Annotated in this window: 19 protein-coding genes and 1 riboswitch; of the genes, 8 read left to right on the plus strand and 11 right to left on the minus strand. The window is 73.5% G+C overall.

Annotation, left to right across the window (positions count from 1 at the left end; all coding sequences use genetic code 11):
* Nucleotides 1-46: 46 nt before the first annotated feature.
* Complete coding sequence (locus tag ABD284_RS19050; RefSeq protein WP_344145335.1) at nt 47-1,339, minus strand: extracellular solute-binding protein; 1,293 nt, start codon at nt 1,337-1,339, stop codon at nt 47-49.
* Between the two features lie 587 nt (nt 1,340-1,926).
* Here ABD284_RS19050 and ABD284_RS19055 point away from each other — a divergent pair.
* A complete protein-coding gene (locus tag ABD284_RS19055) occupies nt 1,927-2,943 on the plus strand; it encodes a coiled-coil domain-containing protein (protein WP_344145337.1) in 1,017 nt (338 codons plus the stop codon).
* Nucleotides 2,944-3,011: 68 nt separating this feature from the next.
* On the opposite strand, the gene ABD284_RS19060 is transcribed toward ABD284_RS19055, so the two are convergent.
* Complete coding sequence (locus tag ABD284_RS19060) at nt 3,012-3,182, minus strand: hypothetical protein (RefSeq protein ID WP_344145339.1); 171 nt, start codon at nt 3,180-3,182, stop codon at nt 3,012-3,014.
* A 559-nt stretch (nt 3,183-3,741) separates the two neighbouring features.
* Between ABD284_RS19060 and ABD284_RS19065 the strand changes: the two genes are divergently transcribed.
* On the plus strand, nt 3,742-4,881 hold the full coding sequence (locus tag ABD284_RS19065) for a DUF3558 domain-containing protein (RefSeq protein WP_344145341.1): 1,140 nt from the start codon (nt 3,742-3,744) through the stop codon (nt 4,879-4,881).
* A 224-nt stretch (nt 4,882-5,105) separates the two neighbouring features.
* Here ABD284_RS19065 and metE read toward each other — a convergent pair whose 3' ends face one another.
* Nucleotides 5,106-7,379: a 5-methyltetrahydropteroyltriglutamate--homocysteine S-methyltransferase gene (metE, locus tag ABD284_RS19070; RefSeq protein ID WP_344145450.1), complete on the minus strand. Its 2,274-nt coding sequence runs from the start codon at nt 7,377-7,379 to the stop codon at nt 5,106-5,108.
* A gap of 156 nt (nt 7,380-7,535) precedes the next feature.
* A riboswitch (cobalamin riboswitch) is annotated at nt 7,536-7,756 on the minus strand.
* Between the two features lie 397 nt (nt 7,757-8,153).
* Here metE and ABD284_RS19075 point away from each other — a divergent pair.
* From ABD284_RS19075 to ABD284_RS19085, 3 genes are all read left to right on the plus strand, one after another.
* Complete coding sequence (locus ABD284_RS19075) at nt 8,154-9,668, plus strand: polysaccharide deacetylase family protein (RefSeq protein WP_344145343.1); 1,515 nt, start codon at nt 8,154-8,156, stop codon at nt 9,666-9,668.
* 309 nt (nt 9,669-9,977) lie between these two features.
* Nucleotides 9,978-10,589 (plus strand): DUF6461 domain-containing protein, encoded by a 612-nt coding sequence (locus tag ABD284_RS19080; protein ID WP_344145345.1) that lies wholly within the window; start codon nt 9,978-9,980, stop codon nt 10,587-10,589.
* A gap of 316 nt (nt 10,590-10,905) precedes the next feature.
* Nucleotides 10,906-12,402, plus strand: a complete 1,497-nt coding sequence (locus tag ABD284_RS19085) for a polysaccharide deacetylase family protein (RefSeq protein WP_344145347.1) — start codon at nt 10,906-10,908, stop codon at nt 12,400-12,402.
* Nucleotides 12,403-12,478: 76 nt separating this feature from the next.
* Here the strand turns inward: ABD284_RS19085 and ABD284_RS19090 are convergent, their stop codons facing one another.
* The 5 genes from ABD284_RS19090 to ABD284_RS19110 all read right to left on the minus strand — a co-directional run bounded on the left by ABD284_RS19090 (nt 12,479) and on the right by ABD284_RS19110 (nt 17,933).
* A complete protein-coding gene (locus ABD284_RS19090; protein WP_344145349.1) occupies nt 12,479-13,609 on the minus strand; it encodes a quinone-dependent dihydroorotate dehydrogenase in 1,131 nt (376 codons plus the stop codon).
* Between the two features lie 97 nt (nt 13,610-13,706).
* Nucleotides 13,707-14,636, minus strand: a complete 930-nt coding sequence (locus ABD284_RS19095; protein WP_344145351.1) for a PAC2 family protein — start codon at nt 14,634-14,636, stop codon at nt 13,707-13,709.
* A gap of 135 nt (nt 14,637-14,771) precedes the next feature.
* Entirely contained in the window at nt 14,772-16,541 is a 1,770-nt protein-coding gene (locus ABD284_RS19100; protein ID WP_344145353.1) for an ABC-ATPase domain-containing protein, read from the minus strand.
* A 329-nt stretch (nt 16,542-16,870) separates the two neighbouring features.
* Nucleotides 16,871-17,281: a VOC family protein gene (locus tag ABD284_RS19105; RefSeq protein WP_344145355.1), complete on the minus strand. Its 411-nt coding sequence runs from the start codon at nt 17,279-17,281 to the stop codon at nt 16,871-16,873.
* A gap of 202 nt (nt 17,282-17,483) precedes the next feature.
* Nucleotides 17,484-17,933, minus strand: coding sequence for an Lrp/AsnC family transcriptional regulator (locus tag ABD284_RS19110; RefSeq protein ID WP_344145357.1), 450 nt, complete (start codon nt 17,931-17,933; stop codon nt 17,484-17,486).
* Nucleotides 17,934-18,067: 134 nt separating this feature from the next.
* Between ABD284_RS19110 and ABD284_RS19115 the strand changes: the two genes are divergently transcribed.
* From ABD284_RS19115 to ABD284_RS19125, 3 genes are read left to right on the plus strand one after another with little or no spacing between them, the layout of a single operon-like run.
* On the plus strand, nt 18,068-19,207 hold the full coding sequence (locus ABD284_RS19115; RefSeq protein ID WP_344145359.1) for a thiamine pyrophosphate-dependent enzyme: 1,140 nt from the start codon (nt 18,068-18,070) through the stop codon (nt 19,205-19,207).
* Nucleotides 19,207-20,244, plus strand: a complete 1,038-nt coding sequence (locus ABD284_RS19120; protein ID WP_344145361.1) for an alpha-ketoacid dehydrogenase subunit beta — start codon at nt 19,207-19,209, stop codon at nt 20,242-20,244. The genes ABD284_RS19115 and ABD284_RS19120 overlap by 1 nt, the downstream gene beginning before the upstream one ends.
* Nucleotides 20,241-21,818 carry a dihydrolipoamide acetyltransferase family protein gene (locus ABD284_RS19125; RefSeq protein ID WP_344145363.1) on the plus strand — a complete coding sequence of 526 codons (1,578 nt, stop codon included), beginning with the start codon at nt 20,241-20,243 and terminating at the stop codon, nt 21,816-21,818. Before ABD284_RS19120 ends, ABD284_RS19125 begins: the two co-directional genes overlap by 4 nt.
* Before the next feature lie 85 nt (nt 21,819-21,903).
* Here the strand turns inward: ABD284_RS19125 and ABD284_RS19130 are convergent, their stop codons facing one another.
* From ABD284_RS19130 to ABD284_RS19140, 3 genes are all read right to left on the minus strand, one after another.
* Nucleotides 21,904-22,884 carry a hypothetical protein gene (locus ABD284_RS19130; RefSeq protein ID WP_344145365.1) on the minus strand — a complete coding sequence of 327 codons (981 nt, stop codon included), beginning with the start codon at nt 22,882-22,884 and terminating at the stop codon, nt 21,904-21,906.
* A gap of 520 nt (nt 22,885-23,404) precedes the next feature.
* Nucleotides 23,405-24,640, minus strand: a complete 1,236-nt coding sequence (kynU, locus tag ABD284_RS19135) for a kynureninase (protein ID WP_344145367.1) — start codon at nt 24,638-24,640, stop codon at nt 23,405-23,407.
* A gap of 147 nt (nt 24,641-24,787) precedes the next feature.
* A complete protein-coding gene (locus ABD284_RS19140) occupies nt 24,788-25,675 on the minus strand; it encodes a tryptophan 2,3-dioxygenase (protein ID WP_344145369.1) in 888 nt (295 codons plus the stop codon).
* Nucleotides 25,676-25,742 lie beyond the last annotated feature (67 nt).

The following is a 25,742-nucleotide window of genomic DNA, read 5'->3' on the forward strand; positions in this document are numbered from 1 at the left end:
AACGTCACCGCCGGAGGGGAGAGGCCGGGCCGCCGGGCGGGAAGGGTCAGCCTTCGCCGGTGGCGCGCTTGGCTTCCTCCAGAGCCGCGTTCCAGCCCTCGTCAGGCGAGGCCTGCCCCTGCTCGACGGACTCCAGTGCGGCGCGGAACGCGTCGTCGATGGCCTGGGTGTCGGGGCCGTAGTAGACGGGCTTCAGCTCCATCGCGGTGGAGCTGTAGATCTCGCCCACGGGCGCGTCGTTGAAGTAGGGGCGCGTGAACTCGGTGATCTTCGGGTCCTCCAGCGCCTGCGGGCTGGAGGGCAGCACGTTGGCCTCCTCCCAGGCACTCAGCTGGCCCTCGGGGCTGGTCAGGAACTTGGCCAGCTCGACGGCCATCTCCTGGTTCTCACCCTGCGAGGGGACCGAGAGGAACGAGCCGCCCCAGTTGCCGCCCTCGCCGGGGACCTCGGCGACGTTCCACTGGCCGTTGCCCTCGTCGCCCGCGGTCGACTCGATGTGGCCGAGCATCCACGAGGGGCAGGGCAGCGTGGCGAAGGAGTTGTTCTGGATGCCGGCGTTCCACTCCTCGGACCAGATCGGCAGGCTGCCCGAAAGGCCGGCGTCGGCCATAGCGGTCACCGTGTCGTAGGCCTCGCGGGTGCTGTCGGTCTGCTCGATGACCAGATCGCCCTGGCGGTTCTGGAAGGGCTCTCCGCCGTACTGGGCGAGCACCGCCCGGTAGTAGGGCTGGATGGAGGAGACGAAGGAGGCCCCGGTGTCGCCGTCCATGAACTCCTCACCGGTGGAGGTGAAGTCGTCCCAGGTCGGCCACAGCTCGCTGACCTTGTCCGGCTCGGTCGGCAGGCCCGCCTCGTCGAAGAGGGGCACGTTGTAGCACATGCCCATGGAGCCGATGTCGGTGCCCAGCCCCAGCAGCTGCCCATCGGCACCGTGGCCCTGGTCCCACTTCCACGCCAGGAAGTCGTCCTCCAGCTCGGCGCCGCCGTGGTCGTTCAGGTCGACGAACTGGTCGGGCTGGGCGAAGAACTGCGCGACGTTGGCCTCTTCGATGGCCACCACGTCGCCCGCGCCGCTGCCGGCTGCGATGTTCTGCTGCAGCTGCGGGGTGTAGTTCGCCAGGTCGGTGACGTTGCGCTCCTTGACCGTGACGTTGGGGTGCTCCTCCTCGAACGCCTTGATCCGCGCGTCGTAGCCCATGACGCCGAAGGTGTCCAGGACGAGTTCGATCTCACCGCCGTCGCCGGCGCTTCCTCCGCCACCGCATGCGGTGGCGAGGAGCAGTGCTCCGCCGCCCAGCATCGCGGTGGCCACATTGGCACCGCGCCTACGCTTAAACATCTGCGACCCCTTACGTCACACGAGGATTCCAATCTGACCGCGTCCCCGTACCCCCTCTTGGGAGCGCTCCCATAAGAGAATCGGGTCACACTCGCGCAGTCAATGCCCGGACCCCTCGACGAAACCCAACCGTTACCGTGATGACGTCCCACGACCCCCTTCAGCACCGCGGGGCGCGTTCGGACACACCGTCCGAACACACTGGTGACCCACGGTTGACCTGGGAATCGGCTGGACGGGCGAAGAAGGTCCCGCTCGGCCGCACCCGGCCGCGACGCACGGCGTCCCGGCGCCCGGCGCCGGGACGCGGACTCCCTCCACGGCTCCCACCGGCCCGGATCCGTTCCGGCGCGCCCGCCCCGCCCGCCCCCGGAGCCTCCGTAGAATCAAAGGCGCCCCTCAGGCGGGCCATCGATTGGCAAACCTAGATAGTTGCCCTAGCCTGCGACAAGTTAAACACCGGCCTGTTCGCAGGCGCTCGGCGCGCCCTTGATCCGCCTACGCGGCCGCGCCGAGTCGCACCGCGCATCCGATCGAGAGCGCGCCTCCCCGTCCGGCGGGCGCGCCAGCCGAGGAGAGCGACCCACGTGGAGTCCGAACGACCCGACCGAGCGAACGACTTCGCCGACTTCTGGGCGCCTGATCCCCCGTGCCCGCGCGACCTCGACGACCCGCCCGGAGCCGGCCGCCGCGGCACGGCCGCGGCCCTGGCCGCCGCGGTGCTGGCGGCGTGCTCGCTGGTCTCCCTGCCGTCCAGCGCCGCGCCACTGCCCGCCGACCCGAGCCTGTCCGAGCTCCGCGACCGCGCCGACAGCCTGAGCGACGAGTACCGCGGTGAGCTGAACGACATGAACGCGGTGATCGAGGAGGCCCAGGCCGCCGAGGAGCGCGCCGACAGCACCCGCGAAGAGGTCGGGGACGCTCAGAAGCAGGTGCGCCAGCTGGCGGTCGCCAGCTACACCGGCGGCGGCCTCGACCCCGCCCTGGCCATGTTCGTCGAGGACGACCCGCAGGCCATCATCGACCAGGCCCAGCTCGTGGGCCACCTCTCGGCGACCAACCAGGACAAGGTGGACCAGCTCGAACAGGCCATCGAACGCGACGAGAAGGCGCAGCAGAACGCCGAGGAGAAGGTCGACGAGGTCGAGAAGGACCTCGACGAACTGGAGGACCGGCGCGCCGACGTGCAGAAGATGATCGCCGACTACCCCGTCCAGGAGATGCAGGGGCCCTACAACATCACCCCGCGCACCGAGCAGATGCGCAGGCTGGTCATCGAGAAGTTCGGCGAGAGCCCCGGCACCGGCGGAGTGGGCTGCTACCGGCCCGACGGCGGCTGGGTCGTGGGCGAGCACCCCAAGGGCCGCGCCTGCGACTTCATGGTCGACGCCAACGGGCAGATGCCCTCACCCGAGCAGGTGGAGCGCGGCCAGCGGATCGCCGACTGGGCGCAGAAGAACGCCGATCGGCTGGGGATCATGTACGTCATCTACCGCCAGGAGATCTGGGACATCCGCCGCGGCGGCGAGGGCTGGCGCCCCATGGAGGACCGCGGCAGCATCACCGAGAACCACTACGACCACGTGCACATCTCGATGTTCTAAGGCCGTTCCGACGCTCGGGCCGCCGCTTCCCGAGCGGCGGCCCGGTCCCCGTCGACGGGTCCCGGCGCTCAGGTGCCGCCTGTGACCAGCGGGCCGTAGAGGACCGACACGCAGCCGCCGAGCAGGGCCAGGACCGAGACGATCGCCAGGACGAAGACGGTCCAGGCGAAGGGCCCGTAGCCGCTTCGGCGCCGCTGCTTGGAGGGCGGCGCGGGGCCGCCGGAGTCCGACGATGGCAATGGGGGCCTTCCCGCCCCTGCGGCCGCGCGGACCGGGGGCTGTCCCGGACGGATGAGAGGAAGCGGTTTCCACCGTAGTCCGCCGCCAGGTCCCGTACTCCCTCCGCCGTTGCGATCGGGCAACGATCCGCCGCCGCGGCACGGTCCCCGCGGGCGCGTCCGGTTCCGGCCCCGGTTGCTGCACCGCCTACCGGGTACCGCAAACCTCGCTGCCCAGGACACGAAAGAGTACGGTCCTGGCACGAAACGGTGACGATATCCGCAGGTTCGGCCCTCCCCCGTCACTCTCGCGTGCACACTCGGACGCTAGGATGCGAACCCCGGCCCCGGTCCGCGAACCTCCACCCGCGGGCACGGTCGGCCGCGACGCGGCCGGGGGCCGTGAACGACCCGTGCCTTCGGCGCGGTCACACCTGCGCCCGGAACCGGTCCGGGAGCACGCGCGTCCCCCCGCGGCCCGCCCACGGCGACCGAGGGCGGCCGCAGGGGTGGTGGAACCAGAAGCACGCCGACGCGCGTCTCAGACAGCGTTTCGAATTCAGCTGGCGCGAGGGGAGTCATGAGCGACAACGGGCCCTACACACAGCCTCCGCAGTATCCGGAAGGCGAGGGCGGCTCGGGCGGGCAGCAGCCGCCCTACGGCGGCTACGGCCAGCCCGGACCCGACCAGGGTGCGCCTCCTCCCCCTCCCGGGCAGCCCTACGGCAGCGGGCCTTACCAGGCGCCGCAGCAGCCGTACCCCCAGCAGCCCCAGGGCGGTCCCTACGGCGACCCCTACAACGATCCCTCGGGCGGCCAGCCCGGTTACGGCCCTCCCGGCGGCTACGCCCCCCAGGGCCCTCCCGGCGGGCCGCAGTTCCAGCAGCCGGCCGAGCAGCAGATGTTCGCCGGCGGCCAGCCGCCCTACGGCCCCGGCGGGCCGGGTGGGCCGGGCGGGCCGATGGACCCCGGCGGCGGCTACCCGCCGCCCAAGAAGAGCAAGGCCGGCCTGTTCATCGTCATCGGCGGCGGCGCGGTGATCGTCGTACTGGTGATCGCCGTGCTGGTGGTGCTGCTGCGCACCCCCGGCGAGCAGCCCCCCGTCACCGACCCCACCCACACGCCGGACGAGACCACCCAGCCCCCGGACGAGGACCCGAGCGGCGACACCGGGGACGACACCCAGCAGGCCGGCGGTCCGCCCTACGCGCTGCCCGAGGACCCCTGCTCCGCGATCCCGGCGGACATGCTCGCCGAGCACGGCATCCAGGACGGCAGCAAGAACCTCACCGACTCCTCCTCGTCGTGCAACTGGTACGTCGACGGCGAGGGCGAGACCTACGGCGGGCTCTCGCTCACCTACCAGACCCCCTACGGCGGCTCCGACTCGATCGAGGGCGCCAAGGAGGAGTTCCAGTCCAACCTGGACTACGCCACCGACGAGAGCAACAGCTACAGCGAGCTGGAGGTCCACAACGAGGAGGAGGCGGACCTGGGTGACGAGGCCGTGCTGGTGTTCTCCACCGAGGTCGTGCTGAGCACTCAGGACTCGGTCTCCACCATGCTGATCCGCCAGGGCAACATGAACGTCGAGGTGCGCTACTCCCTCTCCCCCGGCCTCTCCGCCGACGAGGACACTCCGGCGCCGCTGGAGTTCTCCGACGTCGAGAGCCTGATGCACGACCTCGGCGAGGAGTCGCTCAGCCCCATCGGAGGCTGACGGCCGCCGCGCACTGCGCGCGAGCCGAGCAAGGGGGTGCGGCCCGCGGGCCGCACCCCCTTCGTGTGTCCGTGTTCGTGTGCCCGCGGGTTCGTGTGCCCGCGGGTTCGTGTGCCCGCGGGTTCGTGTGCCCGCGTGCCCGGTTCCTGCGGCCGCCGAGTGCGCGGTCGCGGGCCGGGGGCGGCGCCCCGGCCCGCCTACGGCCGCCCTACCTCAGCGGCCCGTCAAGCACGCCCCAGCTCGGCGCGGACCCGCCGCGCCGCCTCGACCATGTTGCGCAGCGCCGGCTCGACCTCCGCGTACCCGCGGGTCTTCAGTCCGCAGTCGGGGTTGACCCACAGCTGCTCCGGCGAGAGCGCGCTCAGCGCGCTGCGCAGCGACTCCTCGATCTCCGGAACCGAGGGCACCCGCGGGGAGTGGATGTCGTAGACACCCGGGCCGATCGCCCGGCGGTACCCCTTCGCGGCGAGGTCGCCGACGAGCTCCATGTGCGAGCGGGCGGCCTCCACACTGGTGACGTCGGCGTCCAGCGCCTCGATCGCCCCGACGATCCTGCCGAACTCCGAGTAGCACATGTGCGTGTGGATCCGGGTGCTCGCGGCCACGCCCGAGGTCGCCAGCCGGAAGGAGTCGACGGCCCAGGCCAGGTAGCCGGCACGCGCCTCCTCACGCAGCGGCAGCAGCTCGCGCAGCGCGGCCTCGTCGACCTGGATGTGGCGGATGCCCTCCTTCTCCAGGTCGGCGATCTCGTCGCGCAGGGCCAGCGCCACCTGCCGGGCGGTGTCGCCCAGCGGCTGGTCGTCGCGCACGAACGACCACGCCAGCATGGTCACCGGGCCGGTGAGCATGCCCTTGACCGGCCGGGCGGTGCGGGACTGGGCGTAGGTGATCCAGTCGACGGTCATCGGCTCGGGGCGCGACACGTCGCCGTAGAGGACCGGCGGGCGCACACACCGCGACCCGTAGGACTGGACCCAGCCGTTGGCGGTGGTGGCATAGCCGTCGAGCTGCTCGGCGAAGTACTGCACCATGTCGTTGCGCTCGGGCTCGCCGTGCACGAGCACGTCCAGGCCGATGTCCTCCTGGAGCTTGATGACGCGGTCGATCTCCGCACGCATCAGGCGCTCGTACTCCGCTCCGCCGATGCGCCCGGCCCGGTGGTCGGCGCGGGCCCTGCGGACCTCGGGCGTCTGCGGGAAGGAGCCGATGGTGGTCGTCGCCAGCACGGGCTCCTTGCCGGCGACCGTGCGCTGCTCGTCACCCACCCGGCTGGTCTCGCCGCCCAGCGCCTGCAACCGGGCGCGCACGCGGGAGTTGGTGAAGGACGCGGGCGGGGCGCCGCGGGCGGCCTTCAGCTCCGCCGTGACGGCCTCGTCCCCCTCGGAGAGCGCGCGGCCGAGCAGCACCACCTCGTCGACCTTCTGCTTGGCGAACGCGAGCCGCTCGCGCACCGCCGGGTCCATGCCGGGCTCGGCGTCCAGGTCGATCGGCACGTGCAGCAGGGAGCACGAGGTGCTCACCTCCACCCGGCCGGCGAGCCCCAGGACCGAGCCCAGTGTGGACAGCTTGGCGGGCAGGTCGGCGCGCCAGACGTTGCGCCCGTCGACGACACCCGCGACCAGTGTCTTGTCACCCAGGCCGGAGACCCGCGCCAGCTCGCCGACCCCTTCGGGGCCGCTGACGAAGTCCAGGCCGATCCGCTCGACACCGGTGCCCTTGAGCACCTCCAGCGCCTGCGCGCCGATCGCGCCGAAGTAGGTGGAGACCAGCAGGTCGGGCCGCCGGGCCTGGTCGCCCAGGCGGCCGTAGGCGTACTCCAGGCACGCAAGCTCGGCGCGGCCCTCGTCGCTCGCCAGGATCGGCTCGTCGATCTGCACCGACTCGGCGCCCACGGCCGACAACCGGGCGAGCAGCTCGGAGTAGCACCCCAGCAGGTCGTCGAGCAGGTCCAGGGGCCGCCAGCCCTCAGGGGCGTCCGCGGCGGGCTTGGCCAGCATGAGCAGCGTCAGCGGCCCCACGAGCACCGGCCGGGTCGGCACGCCCAGCCCCTTGGCCTGGGTGTACTCCGACAGCGGCTTGCCGCCCGCCAGGCGCGGCCGCGTCGCGGGCGACAGCTCGGGGACCAGGTAGTGGTAGTTCGTGTCGAACCACTTGGTCATCTCCATGGGCGGGAGGTCGCCGGTCCCGCGCGCCATGGCGAAGTAGGCGGCGAGCTCGGACTCGCGGTCCTCGGCGGCCTCGAACGCCGCCCGGAAGCGCTCGGGCACCAGCCCGAACAGGACCGCGGCGTCGAGGACGTGGTCGTAGTAGGAGAACGTGTTGGAGGGGATCGCGCCGATCCCGGCGTCGCGCAGCGACTCCCAGACTCCTCGGCGCAGGCGTGCGGCGACGGCGTCCAGGTCGGCTGCGCTGGAGCGGCCGTCCCAGTAGGACTCGCAGGCGCGCTTGAGCTCCCGGTCGCCGCCGATGCGCGGGTATCCGTGGACGGTCGTGGGCATCATGCGGCACCGCCCGCGGACGTGTGGCCTTCTCGCATGGCTTGTTCTCTCCCTCGTCGATCAGCCGGACGATCCGCGGCCGCGGGAGAGGGTGTGCGAGCGCACGCGCGTCACCGCCCTGGCCCTCCCTCGAGGCGCACGGACCACCGCGGGCGCGTTCGCCCGCGGGCGGTGGCAGGTATTCGGACTCGTGGGCACGGCACGGCCCGTTCGGGCCGCTCCTCCTACCGGCCGCCGCTTCCCAGGCGCGTACGCCCAGTGCCGATGACGGCTTTCGTTCCCACTTACCGCTGCGGGGCAGTCCCGGATTCGCACCGGGTTCCCTCTTGCGACACGCACGGCGCAACATGCGTGTACCGACCGCGGCTGCAACTATAGTCCAGGCAGTCACGGCCGCCCGTGGACGCCTCCCCACACAGCGTTCCCGGGCCCGCACAGCGACCGGACGAGGCCTGGTGGCCGCCGCCCCGAACCGCTCCGACGGAACGCGAGACCGATCCGCTGCGGCGGGCTTTGCCAACCTTGTGCGGTTGTTGGCTGCAACATGACGTCTTCTGTCGCCTAATTCGCCCCTGCGGAGATTACCCTCGACCGATGGACCGTGTCCGAATCGATATGTCATTCGCGGAACCCGCGCGGATTCCCAGGGCGACACATTCACCGGCACCCGACTCCAGAACCGTGAAGGACGCGCACCAGTTGAAGCACCAGCCAGTCGGCTCGCATCCGGGGTCACGGCCAGGCGCCGTCACGCCCCGTTCCCGATCAGCAACCGTGCGTACGGCACCCGGCGCGGCGGCTCTGGCGCTGCTTCTGGCGCTGACCGCCTGCACGGGCGGCGATGCGGACCCGGCGGCGTCGGACGCCTCGGCGTCGGCCTCGCCTCGGGCCACGCCCGCCACGGGCGCACCGGACGAGCTGACCGCCGTCGACACGGAGCACATCCCCGGCCTGGAGGAGCAGACCTCCACCAAGACCCTCGACGGCGGTGTGGAGACGCACGTGTCCTACCCGCGCGTGCCCAAGGCCGGCCCGTTCACCGAGCGGCTCGGCGAGATCACCGCGCAGGAGGCGCGGGACTTCGCGAGCGCCGAGCGGGGCGCGAAGTCCTACACCGTCGACTGGCAGGTGAGCGCCGCGGGCGGCAACGTCCTGGCGGTCCGCCTCACCCAGCACGAGAAGGACGGCGACGGCGAGCGCACCGGCTACTCCACCTACTGGTACAACACCGAGTCCGGCCGCACCGCCTACTCCACCGAGCTGCTGGACGGCCAGGGCAGCCTGGAGGAGCTCGACGGGCTGGTCAAGAAGCGGCTGAAGGACCGCGACGGGGTCGACGTTTCGAAGCTGCACCCCATCGCAGAGATGTACGACTCCGTGGGGTTCAACCCCGACGGCGGCCTCGTGGTGGAGTTCGACGAGGGCCAGATCGCCCCGGCGAAGAAGGGCCGGGTCCGCGCCGTCGTGCCCCGCAAGAAGGCGGCGCCGCTGCTGTCCTCGTTCGGCGAGCGGGCCCGCGAGGCGGCCGTGGTGGTCACGCCCGAGTTCGAGATCGAGAACGCCGCGAGCGCCCCCAAGGACAGCCCGCCCGAGGGCAGCGTCCCGGGGACGTTCGCCACGGACCCCGACGAGGTCGACTGCGACGATCCCGACTCCAAGTGCATCGCTCTGACCTTCGACGACGGTCCGGGAGGGCGCACGCCGGAGCTGCTGGACGCACTGGCGAAGTACGACGCAAAGGCGACGTTCTTCGTCACCGGCGTGCCCGTGCGCGAGTTCCCCGACACGGTCCGCCGCGAGTACGCCGAGGGACACGAGCTGGCCAACCACACGGTCCACCACCCGGACCTCACGTCGCTGGGCAAGGGCGAGATCGACGACGAGCTGGCGACGGTCAACGGGCTCGTCCGGCGCCAGACCGGCTACAGCATGGACCTGATGCGCCCGCCCTACGGCGCCACCGACGAAGGGGTCGCCGACGTCACCGCGGAGCTCGGCCAGGCGCAGATCCTGTGGAGCATCGACACCAACGACTGGCGCGACCACGATGCGGATCTGGTCAGCGACCGCGCCGTCGAGCGCGCCCGGCCCGGGTCGATCGTGCTGATGCACGACATCCACGGCTCGACGATCGACGCCGTACCCGAGATCCTCAAGCGGTTGGACAAGAAGGGTTACACCATGGTCACGGTGTCGCAACTGCTCGGCGAGACCGACCCCGGAAAGAAGTACATCGACGGCCACCCGCCCAAGCCCGAACCGTCGGCCTCGGCGAGCCCGTCGAACTGACGCGAGGCCGTGACCCGGGCTTTCGTCGAAGCGGAGGGTTGACCGACCGCGGATGAGCGGCGACACCACGCGGGGTGTCCCCAGTGCGGGGCACCCCGCGTGCGCGCGTAGGCTGGGGCGCCGTGGCACTGGGACGGACCCCCCGCCGGATACCCGGGTACCCGCGCAGGGACCGCCGAACCGCGCCGACGTGTCCTCTACCGGCCCGCTTGAGCGGGGCTCCCTGGGGAACGCGAAGGATGAGGGCGGTCGTTCCCGACGATGTGAGCAGCCACCACAGCGTGCCCCGTGGACGTGAAGGGAATTCCGATGGCCGTTGCGTTGGCCCGCGACTATGCCTGGTTGCGGGAGACTCAGCCGGACCTCGCCGAAGCGTACTGCCTCTCCTACGTCCGAGGACTCGGTAAGGCCGCCGCTCTGGGGCGGCTCGGAGTGGCCGAGCGCGACATGCGCTGCCTGCCCATCGCCGAGGCCGTCGAGGCCGCGCTCTGCTGCGCCGACGACCGCCCGCCGATGACCGTGCACGCGCTGTCTTTGGGCGGCTGGACGGTGATCATCGAGCCCACCGGCTGCCGGGCCACCCGGCCCGAGTGCTACCGCGCGCTCTCGGCCGAGACCGAGCTGGTCTCCGTGCGCGTGCTGATGGACCACCGCTACGAGTTCCGCTGGGTCATCGACGGCGTGCTGCAGACCTTCTTCGACGCCCGCACGCCGCGGGTGCGCCGCGGCACCCGCCCCGACTCCCTGGAGGCCCACATGGGCGCCGTGGGCCTGGGGGGCACGGTCGCCGAGACCGAGCCCGCAGCCGCGGTGCTGGCGCTGGCCGACCGGGTGACCGGCGTGCGCATCCGCTCCTCCCACCTCGCCGGCCCCCTGCTGGGCGCCGAACTGGACTCCGCTCTGCCCCTGACGCCCCGCTGAACCTCCCCGCCCCGACACCGACGGGGGCCCGGCGCGAGGACGCGGCGGACCCTCCGAGGCCGGCGGGCGGTCCGTCCCCGCGCGCAGGGGTGCCCGCCGCCGCGCCGGACCGCCGGCGGGGCGACGCCCGAGGACGGAAGTGCGTTGTCCTGCGCAGGCCGCTGACCTGTTGTGGTCACATACAGCGACGCTGCTTCTTCGGCGGCACCGGGTGTCCTACGTTTCTTGCATGGACGCCGACGGGGTCCGGATGAGGCGACCCGCCGCCCCGGCCCGGAGCGGCGCTGTCGGCCACGTGGAAGGAACCCTCCGGCGCATGTCCCCATCTCCCGCGGCCTCCGCTCCGAGCGCCCCGGCGCGCGGCCGGGTGCTCGTCCTGGCGGCCGCGCTCGCCGCGGCGACCGGATGCAACGCGCTCGCACCGCCCGTTCCGCCGCCGACCGCGTTCACGTCGTTCGCGGCCGAGAACGTGCCCGGCCTCAGCGAGCGCAGCGTCGAGGACGAATCCGGCGGCTTCGACCTCCGCGGGTCGGTCCCCGAGATCCCCGGTGCCGAGCCGCTCACCGGCCGCCTGGCGGCGATCGCCGACCGCGAGGCCGCGGACTTCCGCAACGCCTATGACGAGGCCGAGCGGATGGAGGTCGGCTGGAAGCTGACCGCGGCCGCCAAGGGGCTGGTCGGTGTCCGCATGGTCCGCACCGAGGTCGACCACCGCGGCCGCCACGACGCCTACTCCACCTACTACTACGACGTGCGCACCGGACGCACCGCCTACTCCACGGAGCTGCTCGCCGGCGACGCCGAGCTGCGCGAGCTGAACGGGCTCGTCGCCGAGGAGCTGGAGCACGGCGCCGGCGACCCGCGGCGCCTGCACCCCGGCTTCCGGCTCTACGACTCCATCGGGTTCAACCCGGACGGCGCCCTCCTCGTGGAGTTCGACGCGGGGCGGGTCGCGCCGGTCGCCGAGGGCCGCGTCGCCGCCGTGGTCGCCGCCGCCGACGCCCGCCCGCTGCTGTCGGAGCTGGGCGATCGGGTGCTGGCCGCCACGCGGACCGATCCCCGCGCGTTCTCCGTGGACTCCCCGCCCCAGGACCCGCCGCCGGACGAGCCGCCTCCCCCGGGCCCCGGCGTACCTGGGGCGGTCCCGCCCCGCGAGGACCACGACTGCGGCGTCGAGACCGTGTGTGTCGCCCTGACCTTCGACGACGGCCCCAGCCCGCACACCGGCGAGGTCCTGGACCTGCTCGACCGCCGCGGCGCCGCGGCCACCTTCTTCCTGTCGGGCAACGCGATCCGCAACCGGCCCGCGCTCGCGGGCCGCACCTGGGCGGCGGGCCACGCGATCGGCAGCCACGGCGAGACCCACGAGCGGTTCACCGACCTGTCCCGCGGAGAGCTGGACACCGAGCTGGACACCGTGGACGCGCTGATCCGCCGCGAGGCCGGGGTGCGGGTGGACCTGCTGCGCCCGCCGTACGGCGACACCGGCAAGGCCGTCGGCGAGGTGGCGAAGGAGCACGGCCAGGCGCAGATCGTCTGGGACACCGACTCCGAGGACTGGACCGGGATCAGCGCCGAGGAGATCGCCGCCAACGTCGCCGCGACCCCGCCCGGCGGCCTGGTGCTGCTGCACGACACCGAGCGGACCACCGTCGAGGCCCTGCCGAAGATCCTGGACCACTTCGAGTCGCAGGGCTGGGCCGCGGTGACGGTCCCCGACCTGCTCGGCGACACCGAGGCCGGCCGGCCGTACTACACGAGGGACCCGGTGGCCAACGAGGAGTGCATCCTCCTGGACGGCTGCCCGATCTGACGCGCGGCGCCCGTGCGCGGGCGCCGCCGGCGGAGACACGGAGGGAGCACCGCGCACGGCACGGGCGGGCGGGCGTTCAGCCGGGCAGCGGGGCCGCGTCGGTGCCGGCGTCGGCCCCCACGGCCTCGGCCACCGACGTGTATCCGGCCGAGCGCACCAGCCGTGCCAGGCCGCGGTGCATGCGGCGCGGCCACAGCGGCCCGCCGTAGACGAGCCCGGTGTAGCCCTGCACGAGCGTCGCGCCGGCCCGGATGCGCTCCCAGGCGTCCTCAGGGGTGGAGATCCCGCCGACCGCGATGAGCAACAGGCCCTCCCCCGCACGGGCCCGCAGTCGGCGCAGCACCTCCAGGGACCGCCGCCGCAGCGGGGCGCCGGAGAGCCCGCCGGCCCCGGCTGCCGCGACCTCCTCGTCGGAACTGCGCAGGTCCGCGCGCGAGATGGTGGTGTTTGTGGCGATCACGCCGTCCAGCCCCAGGTCGACGGCGAGATCGGCGACGGCGTCGACGTCGTCGTCGGCGAGGTCCGGGGCGATCTTGACCAGCAGCGGCAGCGTGCCGTGCCCGTCGCCGTCCAGCGCCGCTTTGACCTCGCGCAGCAGCGGCCGCAGCCGTTCGACGGCCTGGAGGTCGCGCAGTCCGGGGGTGTTCGGCGAGCTGACGTTGACCACCAGGTAATCGGCGAAGGGCGCCAGCCGGCGGGCGCTCTCGACGTAGTCGGCCACCGCTTCGGACTCGTGCGCCGCCTTGGTCCTGCCGATGTTGGCGCCGACGACCGGACGTCCCCCTCCGCGCCGGGCGCGCAGTGCGCGCAGGTGGTCGGCGGCCACGACCGAGCCGTGGTTGTTGAAGCCCATCCGGTTGACGATCGCCGAGTCCGCCGGGAGCCGGAACAGGCGCGGCGCAGGATTGCCCGGCTGCGGGTGGGCGGTCACGGTGCCGACCTCGACATGTCCGAAACCCAGCGCCGTGAGGCCGGTGACACCCTCGGCGTTCTTGTCGAAGCCGGCGGCCAGGCCCAGCGGCCCCGGCAGTTCCCGCCCGAAGGCCTGCACGGCGAGTCCGGGCTCGCGCGGGCCGAGGACGGCGCGCATGGCCGCGGGGGCGCCGGGCACCGCGGCGAGCCCGCGCAGGGCCGCGAAGCTCATCCGGTGGATGGACTCGGCGTCGGTGCGCCGCAGGACTGCGGAGAAGAGGAGCTGGTAGAGCACGGGCTTCCCGGTGTCGTGTCGAGCGCGCGGGGTCCCGCCGGGGCCGCGCGCGGGTGTGCGGGTGGCGCCGGCGGGCGCGGCCCGCCGGCGGCGGGACTCAGCCGTCGCCGCCCTCGCGGTCGGCGAGGAATCGCTCCAGCTCTGCGCCGAGCTCGTCGGCGGTGGGCAGGTCGGTGCCGTCCTCGCCGAACATCGGACGCTCGGAGCCCGCCTCGCCGGCGCTCTCGCGGGCCGCCATGAACTCGTCGTACTGCTGCTCCAGGTTGGCGACCACGCGCCGGACCTCCTCGGAGGCCTCGACCTGCTGCTCGATCTCCTCGTCGGTCTGCTCGGCGGCCTCCTTCAGCCGGGCGCTGGGCAGCGCGAGGCCGGTGGCGCCCGAGACGAACTCCAGCGCGGCGATGGCTGCGCGCGGGTACTCCGACTGGGCCAGATAGCTGGGCACGTGCACGGCGTAGCCGAGGGCGTCGTGGCCCCACTCGCCCAGTCGGAACTCCAGCAGCGCGGCGGCGCTGGCGGGCACGTTGACGCGGCCGATCCAGGGCGTGTGCCCCGACACCAGCTCGGCGCGCGTGGCGTGGGCGGTGGCGGTGGTCGGCCGCGTGTGCGGTACCGCCATGGGGATCCCGTGCAGGCCGACGGCCAGGCCCACGGAGAACCGCTCGACGAGGTCGCGCACCGCCGCCGCGAAGGCCTCCCACTCGTGGTCGGGTTCGAGCCCGTGCAGCAGGAGGAACGGGGTGCCCTCGGTGTCGCGCATCTGGTAGAGCGACAGCTTGGGCGGACTGTACTCGGTATAGGCGCTTTCGACGAAGGTCAGCACGGGGCGGCGGGCCCGGTAGTCCAGCAGCCGGTCGACGTCGAAGGCCGCGATCTCCTCGGCCTCGAACGCGGCGAAGAGGGCGTCGGCGGCTTGGCGGCCGACCGTACCGGCGTCCACGAACCCGTCGAGCACGACCAGCATCACGGTCCCGGCGGCCTCCTCGGCGGCCTGGCGGAGCTGGTAGAGGTCAGCGTGGTCACGCACCTGGCAGGGTCTCCATTCGCACACGGGGCGGCGGGGCGGCGGCGACACACGCGCGGCGATTGCGCGCGCGGTCGGATTCGCTGTCCAGAATAGTCGAGCGCGACCGCCCCGCCCCCAACGCCGGAGTCGGCCCCGTCACTGTGAACGCAGCACCCGCAGGCTGCGCAGCCGGTTCAGCGCGGCGGCGATCTCGTAGCGGCGCGGGAGCACGTAGTCGCCCGCATAGCCGCGCCCGAGTGCCGTCACCCCGTCGCCCTCCAGCCGCTCCTCCAGTGCGTCCAGCGCCTCGGCGAGCGTCCGGTCGTCGCCGAGCAGGCCGCCCTCGGCCAGCAGCCGCATCGCCAGGCCCACACCGATGATCTGGCCGGAGTCGACGAGCTGCGCGAGGTTGCGCACGTCGATCTCGTTTTCGCCGAAGGTGAGCACGTCCATGTCGCGGCGCTTGATGCGGGAGCGACCGCGCGCGGTGGCGTCCACCGAGCGGGGGTCGATCACGCGGGCGGCGGGCGCGGCGAAGTCGGCGTCGGCGCGTTCGGCGGCCAGCTCGCGGGCGCGGTCGGTGACGTCGTAGGGGCGGTAGCCGTCGAGCATGACGACCTGGTCGGCGACGTCGAAGTAGTCGCCGCTTCCGCCCATCACCAGCACCGTGGAGACCCCGTGGTCCCGCCGCAGCGGGCGGACCAGGTCGACGAAGGGGGTCAGCGGCTCGCGGTCGCCGTGCACCAGGCGCTGCATCCGGGCGTCGCGGATCATCAGGTTGGTGGCGGTGGTGTCCTCGTCGATCAGCAGCGCCGTCGACCCGGCTTCGAGGGCCTCGGCGATGTTGGCGGCCTGGGAGGTGGAGCCCGAGGCGTTCTCGGTGGAGAAGTCGGATGTGTCGGCGCCGGTGGGCAGGTTGCGCACGAACGCGCCGATGTCCGTGCGCTCGACCTGGCGGCCCTCCTCGGCGCGGATCTTGACCGCGTCGGCGCGGGAGACCACCAGCTCGCGGCCGTCGCCGGGGACGTGGTCGTAGACCCCGCGCTCCAGGGCGTGCAGCAGGGTCGACTTTCCGTGGAAGCCGCCGCCGACGATGAGGGTGATGCCCTCGGCGATGCCCAGGCCGCTGACCTCGCCCGCGTGCGGCAGGCTGACGGAGACGCGCATGCTCTCCGGTGAGCGGAAGGGCACGGCGCTGCCCTGCATGGGCAGGTCGCTGACACCGCTGCGGCGCGGCAGCACCGAGCCGTCGGCGACGAAGGCCACCAGGCCCAGGTCGGGCAGGCGGTCGCGCAGCGCGCAGGTGTCCTCGACCGTGTCGGCGAAGGCGGCGGCCTCGGCGGCGTCGAGCGCGGGCCAGCGCAGCGCGTCGACCATGTCGGGCAGCCGCTCGCACAGCTCGCGCTCGGCGGTGCGGCCGTCGATCCTGCGGCCGTGGCCCGGCATCTCGATACCCAGCCGCAGCAGCACCTCGCCGTCGCGGATCTGGCAGGCGGCGCGGTCGAGCACCTCCTGGCCGCCCGCGTCGATGCGCAGCCGGGCGCCCTTGAGCTCGCGGTAGGCGCGGCGCACCAGGTAGTCGGCGGTGGCCCGGCGGCGCACCGGCGAGTGCCAGGCGGAGTCGGGCAGTTCGGCGACGTCGGCGGGGATGCGCACGGACACGCGGGAGGGCGGCGCGAAGGGGTCGGACTGCACGCGGTCGACCGTCAGCGTGAAGTCGGGGAAGGACCAGTCGCCGGTGAGCGACTTGTAGCGGCCGTAGGAGGAGCCGTCCATCTTGCGCAGCTCCTCGGCCAAGCGGGCGTCGTCGCGCCGACCGCGGATCTCGGGCTCGTCGCGGCGGCCGCCTCCGCCACCCGGACCGCCGCGCCGCTCCGGCCGTCCTCCGCCGTGGCGGCGCTCCTGGCCCCCGTACCGTCCAGGCATCGGTCGGATCCCTCCTGATGGTGTGTTCTCGTGCGTCGGGCTTCGCCTGTGCCGGGCGGCTCCGGCCCACGGGCGCGCGGGTCGGCTGCCCGCTCGGCGGTGCGGCATGCGCGGCGCCGCGTTCCGGACCCGGACGGCACTCGGCCGCCGGGCCGCCGGCGGGGCCTTCCCGCGGGCGTGCGTTCGGCTCCCCCGCCCCCGCCCGGATCGGCCACCGCGGCCGATTGCCAACCCTAACGCCCGGCATCCGGATCGGCTCCGCCCCGGCTCGCGGCGGCGGGCGCGGCGCGCACCGTCCGCCCCGCACCCGCCGCGCCGCCCGCCGGCGATCAGGCCTGCGGCGGGGCGGCTCCCCCGTAGGTGCCGAAGGTCCAGGAGTTGCCTTCGAGGTCGCGCACGGTGAACGTCCGGGAACCGTAGTCCTCGTCCTTCAGCGGGCGCACGACCTCGGCCCCGGCCGCGGTGGCGCGGGCGAACCGGGCGTCGGGGTCGGCGGCGACGAGGTAGACAGCGCCGCCGCCGGGCTTGAGATTCGAGAAGGCCGCGTCCTCGTCGTAGCCGCCGAGGGTGATCACACCGCCCCGCCACCCCAGCTCGGCGTGGACGATACGGCCGCCGTCGTCGGGCACGACCAGGTTCCGGGTGAGGCCGAATGCCTCGACCAGCCAGTCGATCGCCTTCGCGGCGTCGCGGTAGAGCAGCACCGGCCACACGGTCGCGGCCCCGTTCGCCTCGTGCATCGGAATCCCTCCTCGCGCGCATCCCTGCGCCTGTGCGATGCGTTCGGTCCGAAGCTAGGCTCCGTGCGCTCCGCCGTATTGGACGAATGGGAAGCCGGGTGAGGCCGATGGACCCGCTGCCGCTCAGGACGGATGCGGCGGGACTCGGCGGCGCGGCGCCGCGCCGCCGGGGCGGGCGCACGCGGACCCCGCGCACCGCGCCTCAGTCCGGTTCGCGCAGCGCGGGCTCGTCGAGGATGAACATGGTCTGGGTGTTGCGCACCTCCGGGATCCGCTGCAGGCGCTCCAGCACGAAGGTGCGCAGCGCGGCGGCGTCGGCCACCCGGACGAGCAGCAGGAGGTCGACGTCGCCGGAGACCAGCGCGGCGTGGTCGACCTCGGGGATGTCCCTGAGGTGGTCGCGGAACCTCTCCCAGGAGTGCTGCTCGATGCGCACCGACACGTAGGCGGCCAGCCCGTTGCCGTACTTCTCGTGGTCGATGACCGCGGTGAATCCGCGGATGACGCCGCTCGAACGCAGCCGGTGCAGCCGGGCGTAGGCGTTGGCGCGGGAGATGTGCGCGTGCTCGGCCACCGCGCGGATGGACATGCGGCCGTCCGCGCGCAGCAGGTCGATGATCACGTGGTCGACGTCGTCCAAAGCGGTGGCCATGTGTCTCACCTCACACCGGCGGAGTGGGAGCACATCGAGACGGATCCGCCTCCACGGTCGCTAGGTCTAGCCATCCGTCTACGATACGCGGCTCATTATGGACATTATGCGACACCCAGCCGCATATTCGGACCATGACGACCAGCGACGCGCCACCGGTTGCGGTTCCCACGGTCCCCTCCGCGGAGCCCATCCGTCTGATCGACGCCGAGGGCCGCCGCACCGCCGACCCGGCGGTGCGGGCCGGCTTCGACCTGCCCGCCCCGGACACCCTGGAGGCGCTGTTGCGCGCCATGGTCGTCGGCCGCCGCTTCGACGGCCAGGCCGGCGCGCTGGCCAAGCAGGGCAGACTGGCGGTCTACCCCTCCAGCCGCGGCCAGGAGGCCTGCCAGGTCGGCGGCGTGCTCGCCCTCGCCGAGAACGACTGGCTGTTTCCCACCTACCGCGACTGCGTCTCCCTGGTCGCCCGCGGTGTCGACCCGGTCGAGGTGCTGACCCTGCTGCGCGGCGACTGGCACTGCGGCTACGACCCCAAGGCCTACCGCTGCGCGCCGCAGTGCACGCCGCTGGCCACCAACGCCTCCCATGCCGTGGGGCTGACCTACGCCGCCCGCCGCAAGGGCGCCGACACCGCGGCGCTGGTGCTGATGGGCGACGGCGCCACCAGCGAGGGCGACGCGCACGAGGCGTACAACTTCGCGGCGGTGTGGAACACCCCGGTCGTCTTCCTCATCCAGAACAACCAGTGGGCCATCAGCGTGCCGCTGCACAAGCAGTCCGCGGCCCCGACACTGGCGCACAAGGCCATCGGCTACGGCATGCGCGGCTACCACGTCGACGGCAACGACGCCGCGGCCGTGCACGCGGTGGTCTCGCGCGCACTGGCCGAGGCCCGGGCGGGCGGCGGCCCGGCGCTGATCGAGGCGCGCACCTACCGGGTGGAGCCGCACACCAACTCCGACGACCCCAAGCGCTACCGCGAGGACGCCGAGGTGGAGCGGTGGCGCCGACGCGACCCGCTGGCCCGCCTGGAGGCGCTGCTGCGCAGCGAGGGCCTGCTCGACGACGCGGGCATGGCCGGTTTCCACGATGAGGCCGACCGGCTGGCCGCGTCGGTGCGCGACCGCCTCTCGCGGCCGCCGCGGCGCAGCGCCGACGACCTGTTCGCCCACGTCTACGCCGAGCCCACGGCGGCCCTGCGCCGGCAGCGCGCCGCCGTACGCGAGGCCGCGGCACACGCCGAGCGGGCCGGCGAGCCGGACGGAGGCCGCTGATGGCGCGCACCACCCTCGGCCAGGCACTCAACCTTGCGCTGCGCGACGCCATGGCCGCCGACCCCGAGGTGGTCGTCTACGGCGAGGACGTCGGACCGCTGGGCGGGGTCTTCCGGGTGACCGACGGCCTGTCCGCGGAGTTCGGCGAGGACCGCTGCTTCGACTCCCCGCTGGCCGAGTCCGGGATCGCGGGGACCGCGGTGGGCATGGCGATGTACGGCCGCCGACCCGTGATCGAGATGCAGTTCGACGCCTTCGCCTACCCCGCCTTCCAGCAGGTCGTCTCGCACGTGGCCAAGATGCGCAACCGCACCCGCGGTCGCCTGGAGCTGCCGCTGGTCATCCGCATCCCCTACGGCGGCGGTATCGGCGCCGTGGAGCACCACGGCGACTCCTCCGAGGCCTACTACGCCCACACACCGGGCCTGCGCGTCGTCACCCCCGCGACCGCGGCCGACGGCTACTCCATGCTCCGCGAGGCGGTGGAGTCGCCCGACCCGGTGGTGTTCCTGGAGCCCAAGCGCCGCTACTGGGCCGGCGAGGATGTGGAGCTCCCGGCGCGCACCGAGCCGATGGACCGCGCCGTGGTGCGCCGCGAAGGAAGCGACCTGACGATCGTCGCCTACGGCCCGACCGTCGACACCGCGCTGCTGGCCGCCGAGGCGGCGGCCGAGGAGGGGCGCTCCGCCGAGGTGGTCGACCTGCGCAGCCTCTCCCCCTTCGACGACGAGACCGTGGCCGCGTCGGTGCGGCGCACCGGCCGAGCGGTCGTCGTGCACGAGGCTCCCGGGTTCGCCGGCTTCGGCGCCGAGGTCGCCGCGCGCGTCACGGAGCGGTGCTTCCACTACCTGGAGGCGCCGGTGCTGCGGGTGTGCGGCCTGGACATCCCCTACCCGCCGCCGCACCTGGAGGAGTTCCACCTTCCCGGCGTGGACCGCATCCTCTCCGCCGTCGACCGGCTGCAGTGGGAGTCGTCCTGGGTGCCCGGCGCGGCACCGGTCCGCGCTGCGGCGCAGCGTTCGGAGGTGGGCGCGTGAGCGCGGCGGACCGGGGCCCGGTGCGCAGCTTCCTGCTCCCGGACCTGGGCGAGGGGCTGACCGACGCCGAGATCGTGGAGTGGCTGGTGTCGGTGGGCGAGGCGGTGGCCGTGGACCAGCCGGTGGCCGAGGTCGAGACCGCGAAGGCGGCGGTGCAGGTGCCGTGCCCGTTCAGCGGGACCGTGGAGGAGCTGCACGGCACCCCGGGCGACACCGTCGCCGTGGGGTCGCCGCTGGTCAGTGTGCGCACCGCGGCCGACACCGGAGCCGCCGATACCGGCGAGCGGGACGGGACTGGCCGACACGCGGGCGGTCCGGAACACGCGCCGGACACTCGCGACACCGCCGACACCGCCGACACCGCCGACACCGCCGACACCGCCGACACCGCCGACACCGCCGACACCGCCGACACCGCCGACACCGCCGACACCGCCGACACGCAGGACTCCCGCGGCGATGCGGCCGGTTCCGGTGCAGTCCTGGTCGGTTTCGGTACCCGTCCGGAAAGCCCGTCCCGCCGCCGCCTCCCCTGGTGGGACGCCATGGAGGAGGCGCCGCCGACAACGGCGTCGGCGGCGCCTCCCCGCCCCCGGCCGGGTCCCGGGGAACGGGCACCGGTCATCTCGCCGCTGGTGCGCCGGATCGCGCGCGAGCACGGCATCGACGCCGCCGCGCTGTCCGGAAGCGGCGAAGGCGGGCTGGTGCTGCGGCGCGACGTGGAGGCGGCCGCCGCGGCCATGGCGCCTCCCGCCCGCGCCGATGCGGCCGCCGCCGCGGCCGAGCGGCCGCCGGCGCCGCCGCTTCCCGGACCGAGCGCGAACGGCGTCGCGCGCACCTCCGCATCACCGAACGGAGCGGCGGCCGACGCGCACGCGGCCGGAACCGAGCGCGTCGCGCTCTCCGCCGCGCACCGCGAGATGGCGCGCCGGACGGCCCGGTCCCGGCGGGAGATCCCCGAGGCGACGGTCTGGGTCGACGCCGACGCGACCGGCCTGCTGGAGCTGCGCACGGCGCTGAACGAGGCCGACCCCGAGCGCCCGGTGAGTCTGCTGGCGCTGGTCGCCCGCTTCTGCGTGCTCGGGCTCCAGCGGTGGCCCGCGCTGAACTCGCGGTTCGACGCCGAGCGCGAGGAGCTGGTCCGCCCGGCGGGCGTCCACCTGGGCTTCGCCGCGCAGACGCCCCGCGGGCTGGTGGTGCCGGTCGTACACGACGCCGACCGGCTGAGCACCCGGCAGCTTGCGGCCGAGCTGAGCGCACGCACCGAGCGGGCCCGGGCGGGCACCCAGCCCCCCGCCGAGCTGACCGGCGGCACGTTCACCGTGAACAACTACGGCGTGTTCGGCGTCGACGGCGCGGCTGCGGTCATCAACCACCCCGAGTCGGCGATCGCGGGCATGGGGCGCATCGTGGAGCGGCCGTGGGCGCACGGCGGCCAGGTGGCGCTGCGCCCGGTGACCGAGCTGACGCTGGCCTTCGACCACCGGGTGTGCGACGGCGGGCAGGCCGGGGCGTTCCTGCGCTTCCTCGCCGACTGCGTGGAGCGGCCGGCGCTCCTCGTCGGCGACATGTGAGCCCGGAGACGACGCGGCGGCCGCGCCCCCGCCGACCGGTCGAGCCGGGGCGGGGGCGCGGCCGCGTGCGCCGCAGGGCCGGGGGCTACTCCCGGCCGGTGCGCCCGGAGCCGCGCTCGCGCACGGCGCGGGCGGCGCGCTCCCAGTAGGCGCCCACGGTCTCGCGCACGCTCTGCGCGGTCCCGCGCATGCCCTCGGCCGAGAGCAGCGAGGCCTCGCGGTGGCGGCCCGAGCCGGCGTAGTCGGTGGCGTGGCGGCGCCGCGCGAAGAGGAAGGCCACCAGCAGCGCGGGCAGGATGGCCAGAGTGAGGACACCGGCGGCCATGGGGAGGTCGTTGCCCGCCAGCGAGATGCCGGAGACGTCGTTGGCCGCGGTCTCAGCGGTGAGGCCCTTGCCGGACCCGCCGTCGTCCTTGCCGGAGGCGGCGCCGCTCTGCTGCTGCTGGTCGCCGTCGGCCTGCTGGGTCTTCGACCCGTCGCCGCCGGACTCCTCGGACTCCTGCGCCTTGGACTCGCCGCCGGAGCCGCCGTCGTCGCCGCCGTCGTCCTTGTTCTGCTCGGAGGAGGCCTGCTCGGGCTTCTCCTTGCTCTGCTTCTTCTCGTCGCCGTTGTCCTTGGCCGAGGCCGGGACGGGCTGGACCTCGCGGCCGTCGCAGACCTCGGACTCGCTCATCGGCATGGGCGCGCCGGGCGTTCCCGCGCCGTCGCCCCACTCGGTGATGTAGTACTCGAGCTCGATGTGGCCCTGGCCGCTGGCGACGGTGTAGCTGGAGTCGTTCCAGCTCGATCCGACCAGGTCGGCGAAGGTCTGGCCGTCAAGGTCGAGCATCACGCCGCAGCCTTCGGCGGGGTCGCCCGGTCCGCGGTCGCCGATGAAGAACTCGGCCTTCTTGCCGTTGTACTCGACGTAGCCCTCGGTGCCGAGGGGCCAGCTCGGGCTGGCCGCCATGCCCTTCTGCATCGGCAGGCCGGATGCGGGGGCGCCCGTGTCGCCGTTGATCCCGGAGCCGTCGTCCCAGAAGTAGGAGGCGGTGGTCTGGCCGTACTGGATGGGGTCAGAACTCATAGAAACGCAAACCCAATTCGACTGAGCGGGGGCCGAGCGAGGCCGCGCAGGCACGACATACCGGGCATTTCGGATACGCCGGAGACAGGGGCGTCCGAATGCCGGATGTACCTGGTGGGGACTCCTGACTGGATGGCCAGGAGCGGCGGGATCGCCGGCCGCCGTCGAACGACGGCGCACCGGGGCAGGCGCTGGATGCGCGGCCCACCCGCAAGAGGTCGGGGGCCTCTCCTCCCCGGGGTCAGATCCCGGGGCTCGGCATCGGCTAGGCAGACCTGGATCCTGGAAAGGTAATGACCAGGTCACGAACCGATCACGAAGGACTGTAGCCCACGAAAAAGTCAAACGCCACAAGCAGGAACGTAAAGTCGCAGATCAGGACGGACCCGACTGCGGACCGCGCCATACGAAACGCCCGCATACACGGCTGTTCGGCGGTTTAAACCGCGAAAAATATGGCACCCGTCACAGTTTGACGAGTGCCGGGCGGGGCCGCCCCCTCAGGGCGGCGGTCCGTGCGTCACGTCACGCCCGTGGCGACGGCAAAGCGAGGGTCACGCCACTCCCCGCTCCGCACCACCTCGACCAGCGCCTGGGCCGCATCGAACACGTCGGCATAGCGCAGGTAAAGCGGGGCGAAGCCGAAGCGCAGGATGTCGGGGGCTCGGAAGTCGCCCACGACGCCGCGCTCGATCAGCGCCCGGACCATCGCGTAGCCGTCCGGATGGCGCAGCGACACCTGGCTGCCGCGCCGCTCCGGCTCGCGCGGGGTCGCGAGCCGCAGCCCGGCGGGGCGGGTCGCCTCGATGAACAGGTCGGTCAGCGCCAGGCTCTTCTCCCGCAGCAGGCCGAGGTCGACGCGCTGCCACAGCTCCAGGGACGCCTCCAGAGCGGCTGCGGCCACCACCGGCTGCGACCCGCTGAGGAACCGGCTCGCGCCTTCGGCGGGCGCGTACCCGGCGGAGAAGTCGAACGGGCGGGCGTGGCCGTGCCAACCCGTGAGCGGCTGCCGGGAGGCGGCGTGGTGGCGTTCGGCGGCGAAGAGGAAGGCGGGCGCACCCGGACCGGCGTTGAGGTACTTGTAGGTGCAGCCCACCGCGAAGTCGGCCCGGTCGGACGCGAGCTCGACGGGCAGCGCGCCGGCGCTGTGGCACAGGTCCCACACCACGAGCGTTCCGTTGGCGTGCGCCAACCGGGTGATCTCGGCCATGTCGCGCAGGGCGCCCGTGCTGTAGTCGACATGGCTGAGGAGCAGGACCGCGACGTCACCCGCGGCCAGCGCGCCGGCCAGGGCGGCGCGGTTGTCCGCGTGGACCCGGCGCTCGACGGCGCCCATGATTTCGCTCACGCCTTCGGTGATGTAGAGGTCGGTGGGGAAGTTGCCCCGCTCGCCCAGGACGACGTGCCGCTCGGGGTTCAGCCGCAGCGCCGCCACCAGCGCCTTGAAGAGGTTGGCCGAGGTGCCGTCGCCGACCACCACCTCGTGCGGCGCGGCGCCCACCAGCGGCGCGATCCCGGCGCCGAGCGTGCGCGGCTTTTCCCACCAGCCGGCCTCGTTCCAGCTCGCGATCAGCCGCTCGCCCCACTCCTGCTCGACCGTCCGCGCGACGCGGCCCGGGGTGGCGGCGGGCAGGGCGCCCAGCGAGTTGCCGTCGAGGTAGACCGTCCCCGAGGGCAGCAGGAACTCGTCGCGGAAGCCGGCCAGCGGGTCCTTCTCGTCGCGGCGGAGGCAGTCGTCACGGGTGGTGGGTGTCATCGCGGTGCGCCTTCCTGAGCTGGGTGGTGGGGCGGCCCGCCGGCCGCGCGGGGCGGCTCCGGCGGCCGGAGCCGCCGTTCGGGCGGGCGCGGACGGTCGGCACGTGGTGTGCATGCCCGCCCGCGCCGCCGCCTCACGCCCGGGCCGTCATACGCCGGTGCGCAGCGACCACAGTTCGGGAAAGACGTCCTGCGCGGCGTTGCGGGCCAGCCAGTCCAGCCCGCTGGAACCGCCCGTGCCCGGCTTGGCTCCCATGGCGCGCTTGACCGCCATCAAATGCCGGTGCCGCCAGCGGGTGACGCGCTCGGCGGTGTCCAGCAGCGCCTCCGCCAGCTGCAGCAGGTCGTTCTCGGGGCGTTCGTCGGCGTAGACCTCGGCCCAGGCCCGCTCCACCCGCGGGTCGGCGGTATAGGGGCGGCGCCAGTCGCGTTCGGCGGCCTCGTGCGGAACGGGCAGTCCGCGACGGCGCAGCAGCCGCAGCGCGGCGTCGTAGAGGCCGGGCTCGGCCAGTGCGCGCTCCAACTCCGCGTGGGCGAGCGGCAGGTCCTCGTGGGCGCGCGCCAACCCCGCCGACTTGTTGCCCAGCAGGAACTCCAGCTGCCGGTAGGACGCCGACTGCACGCCCGAGGCCACGCCCAGCGCGTCGCGGAACCTGTCGAACTCGGTGGGCGTCAGCGTGGCCAGCAGGCCCCACGACTCGGCCAGCACGTCCTGCGTACCGGCGCCGCGGCGCAGCGCGGCCAGGGCCGATCCGGTGTCGTCGGCCTCCAGCGCGTCGCGGGCGGCCTCCCAGTGGTGGCGGACGAGCCGGAACAGCAGCTCCATGACCTGCGTGGCGATGATGAAGTCCAGTTCGGCCGGCTCGCCCGTCCGCGGACGCTGCAGGCTCAGCAGGGTCTCGGTGTGCACGTAGTCGGTGTAGGCGGCGGCCTCGTCGGCGCCCAGCACCGGGCAGGACCGTGGTTCCCCGGCACTCTCCGCGGCCGCGCCTCGGGCCGCGGACCACCCGTTGTCGTAGGACGCGGTCATCGCCATCGTCGCTCTCCTCGCCGTCGGCACCGTAGGGACTGATCATCCTCAGCATGCGCCAATCGGGTCCGCT

The organism is Streptomonospora arabica (assembly GCF_039531585.1).
Lineage (GTDB): Bacteria > Actinomycetota > Actinomycetes > Streptosporangiales > Streptosporangiaceae > Streptomonospora > Streptomonospora halophila.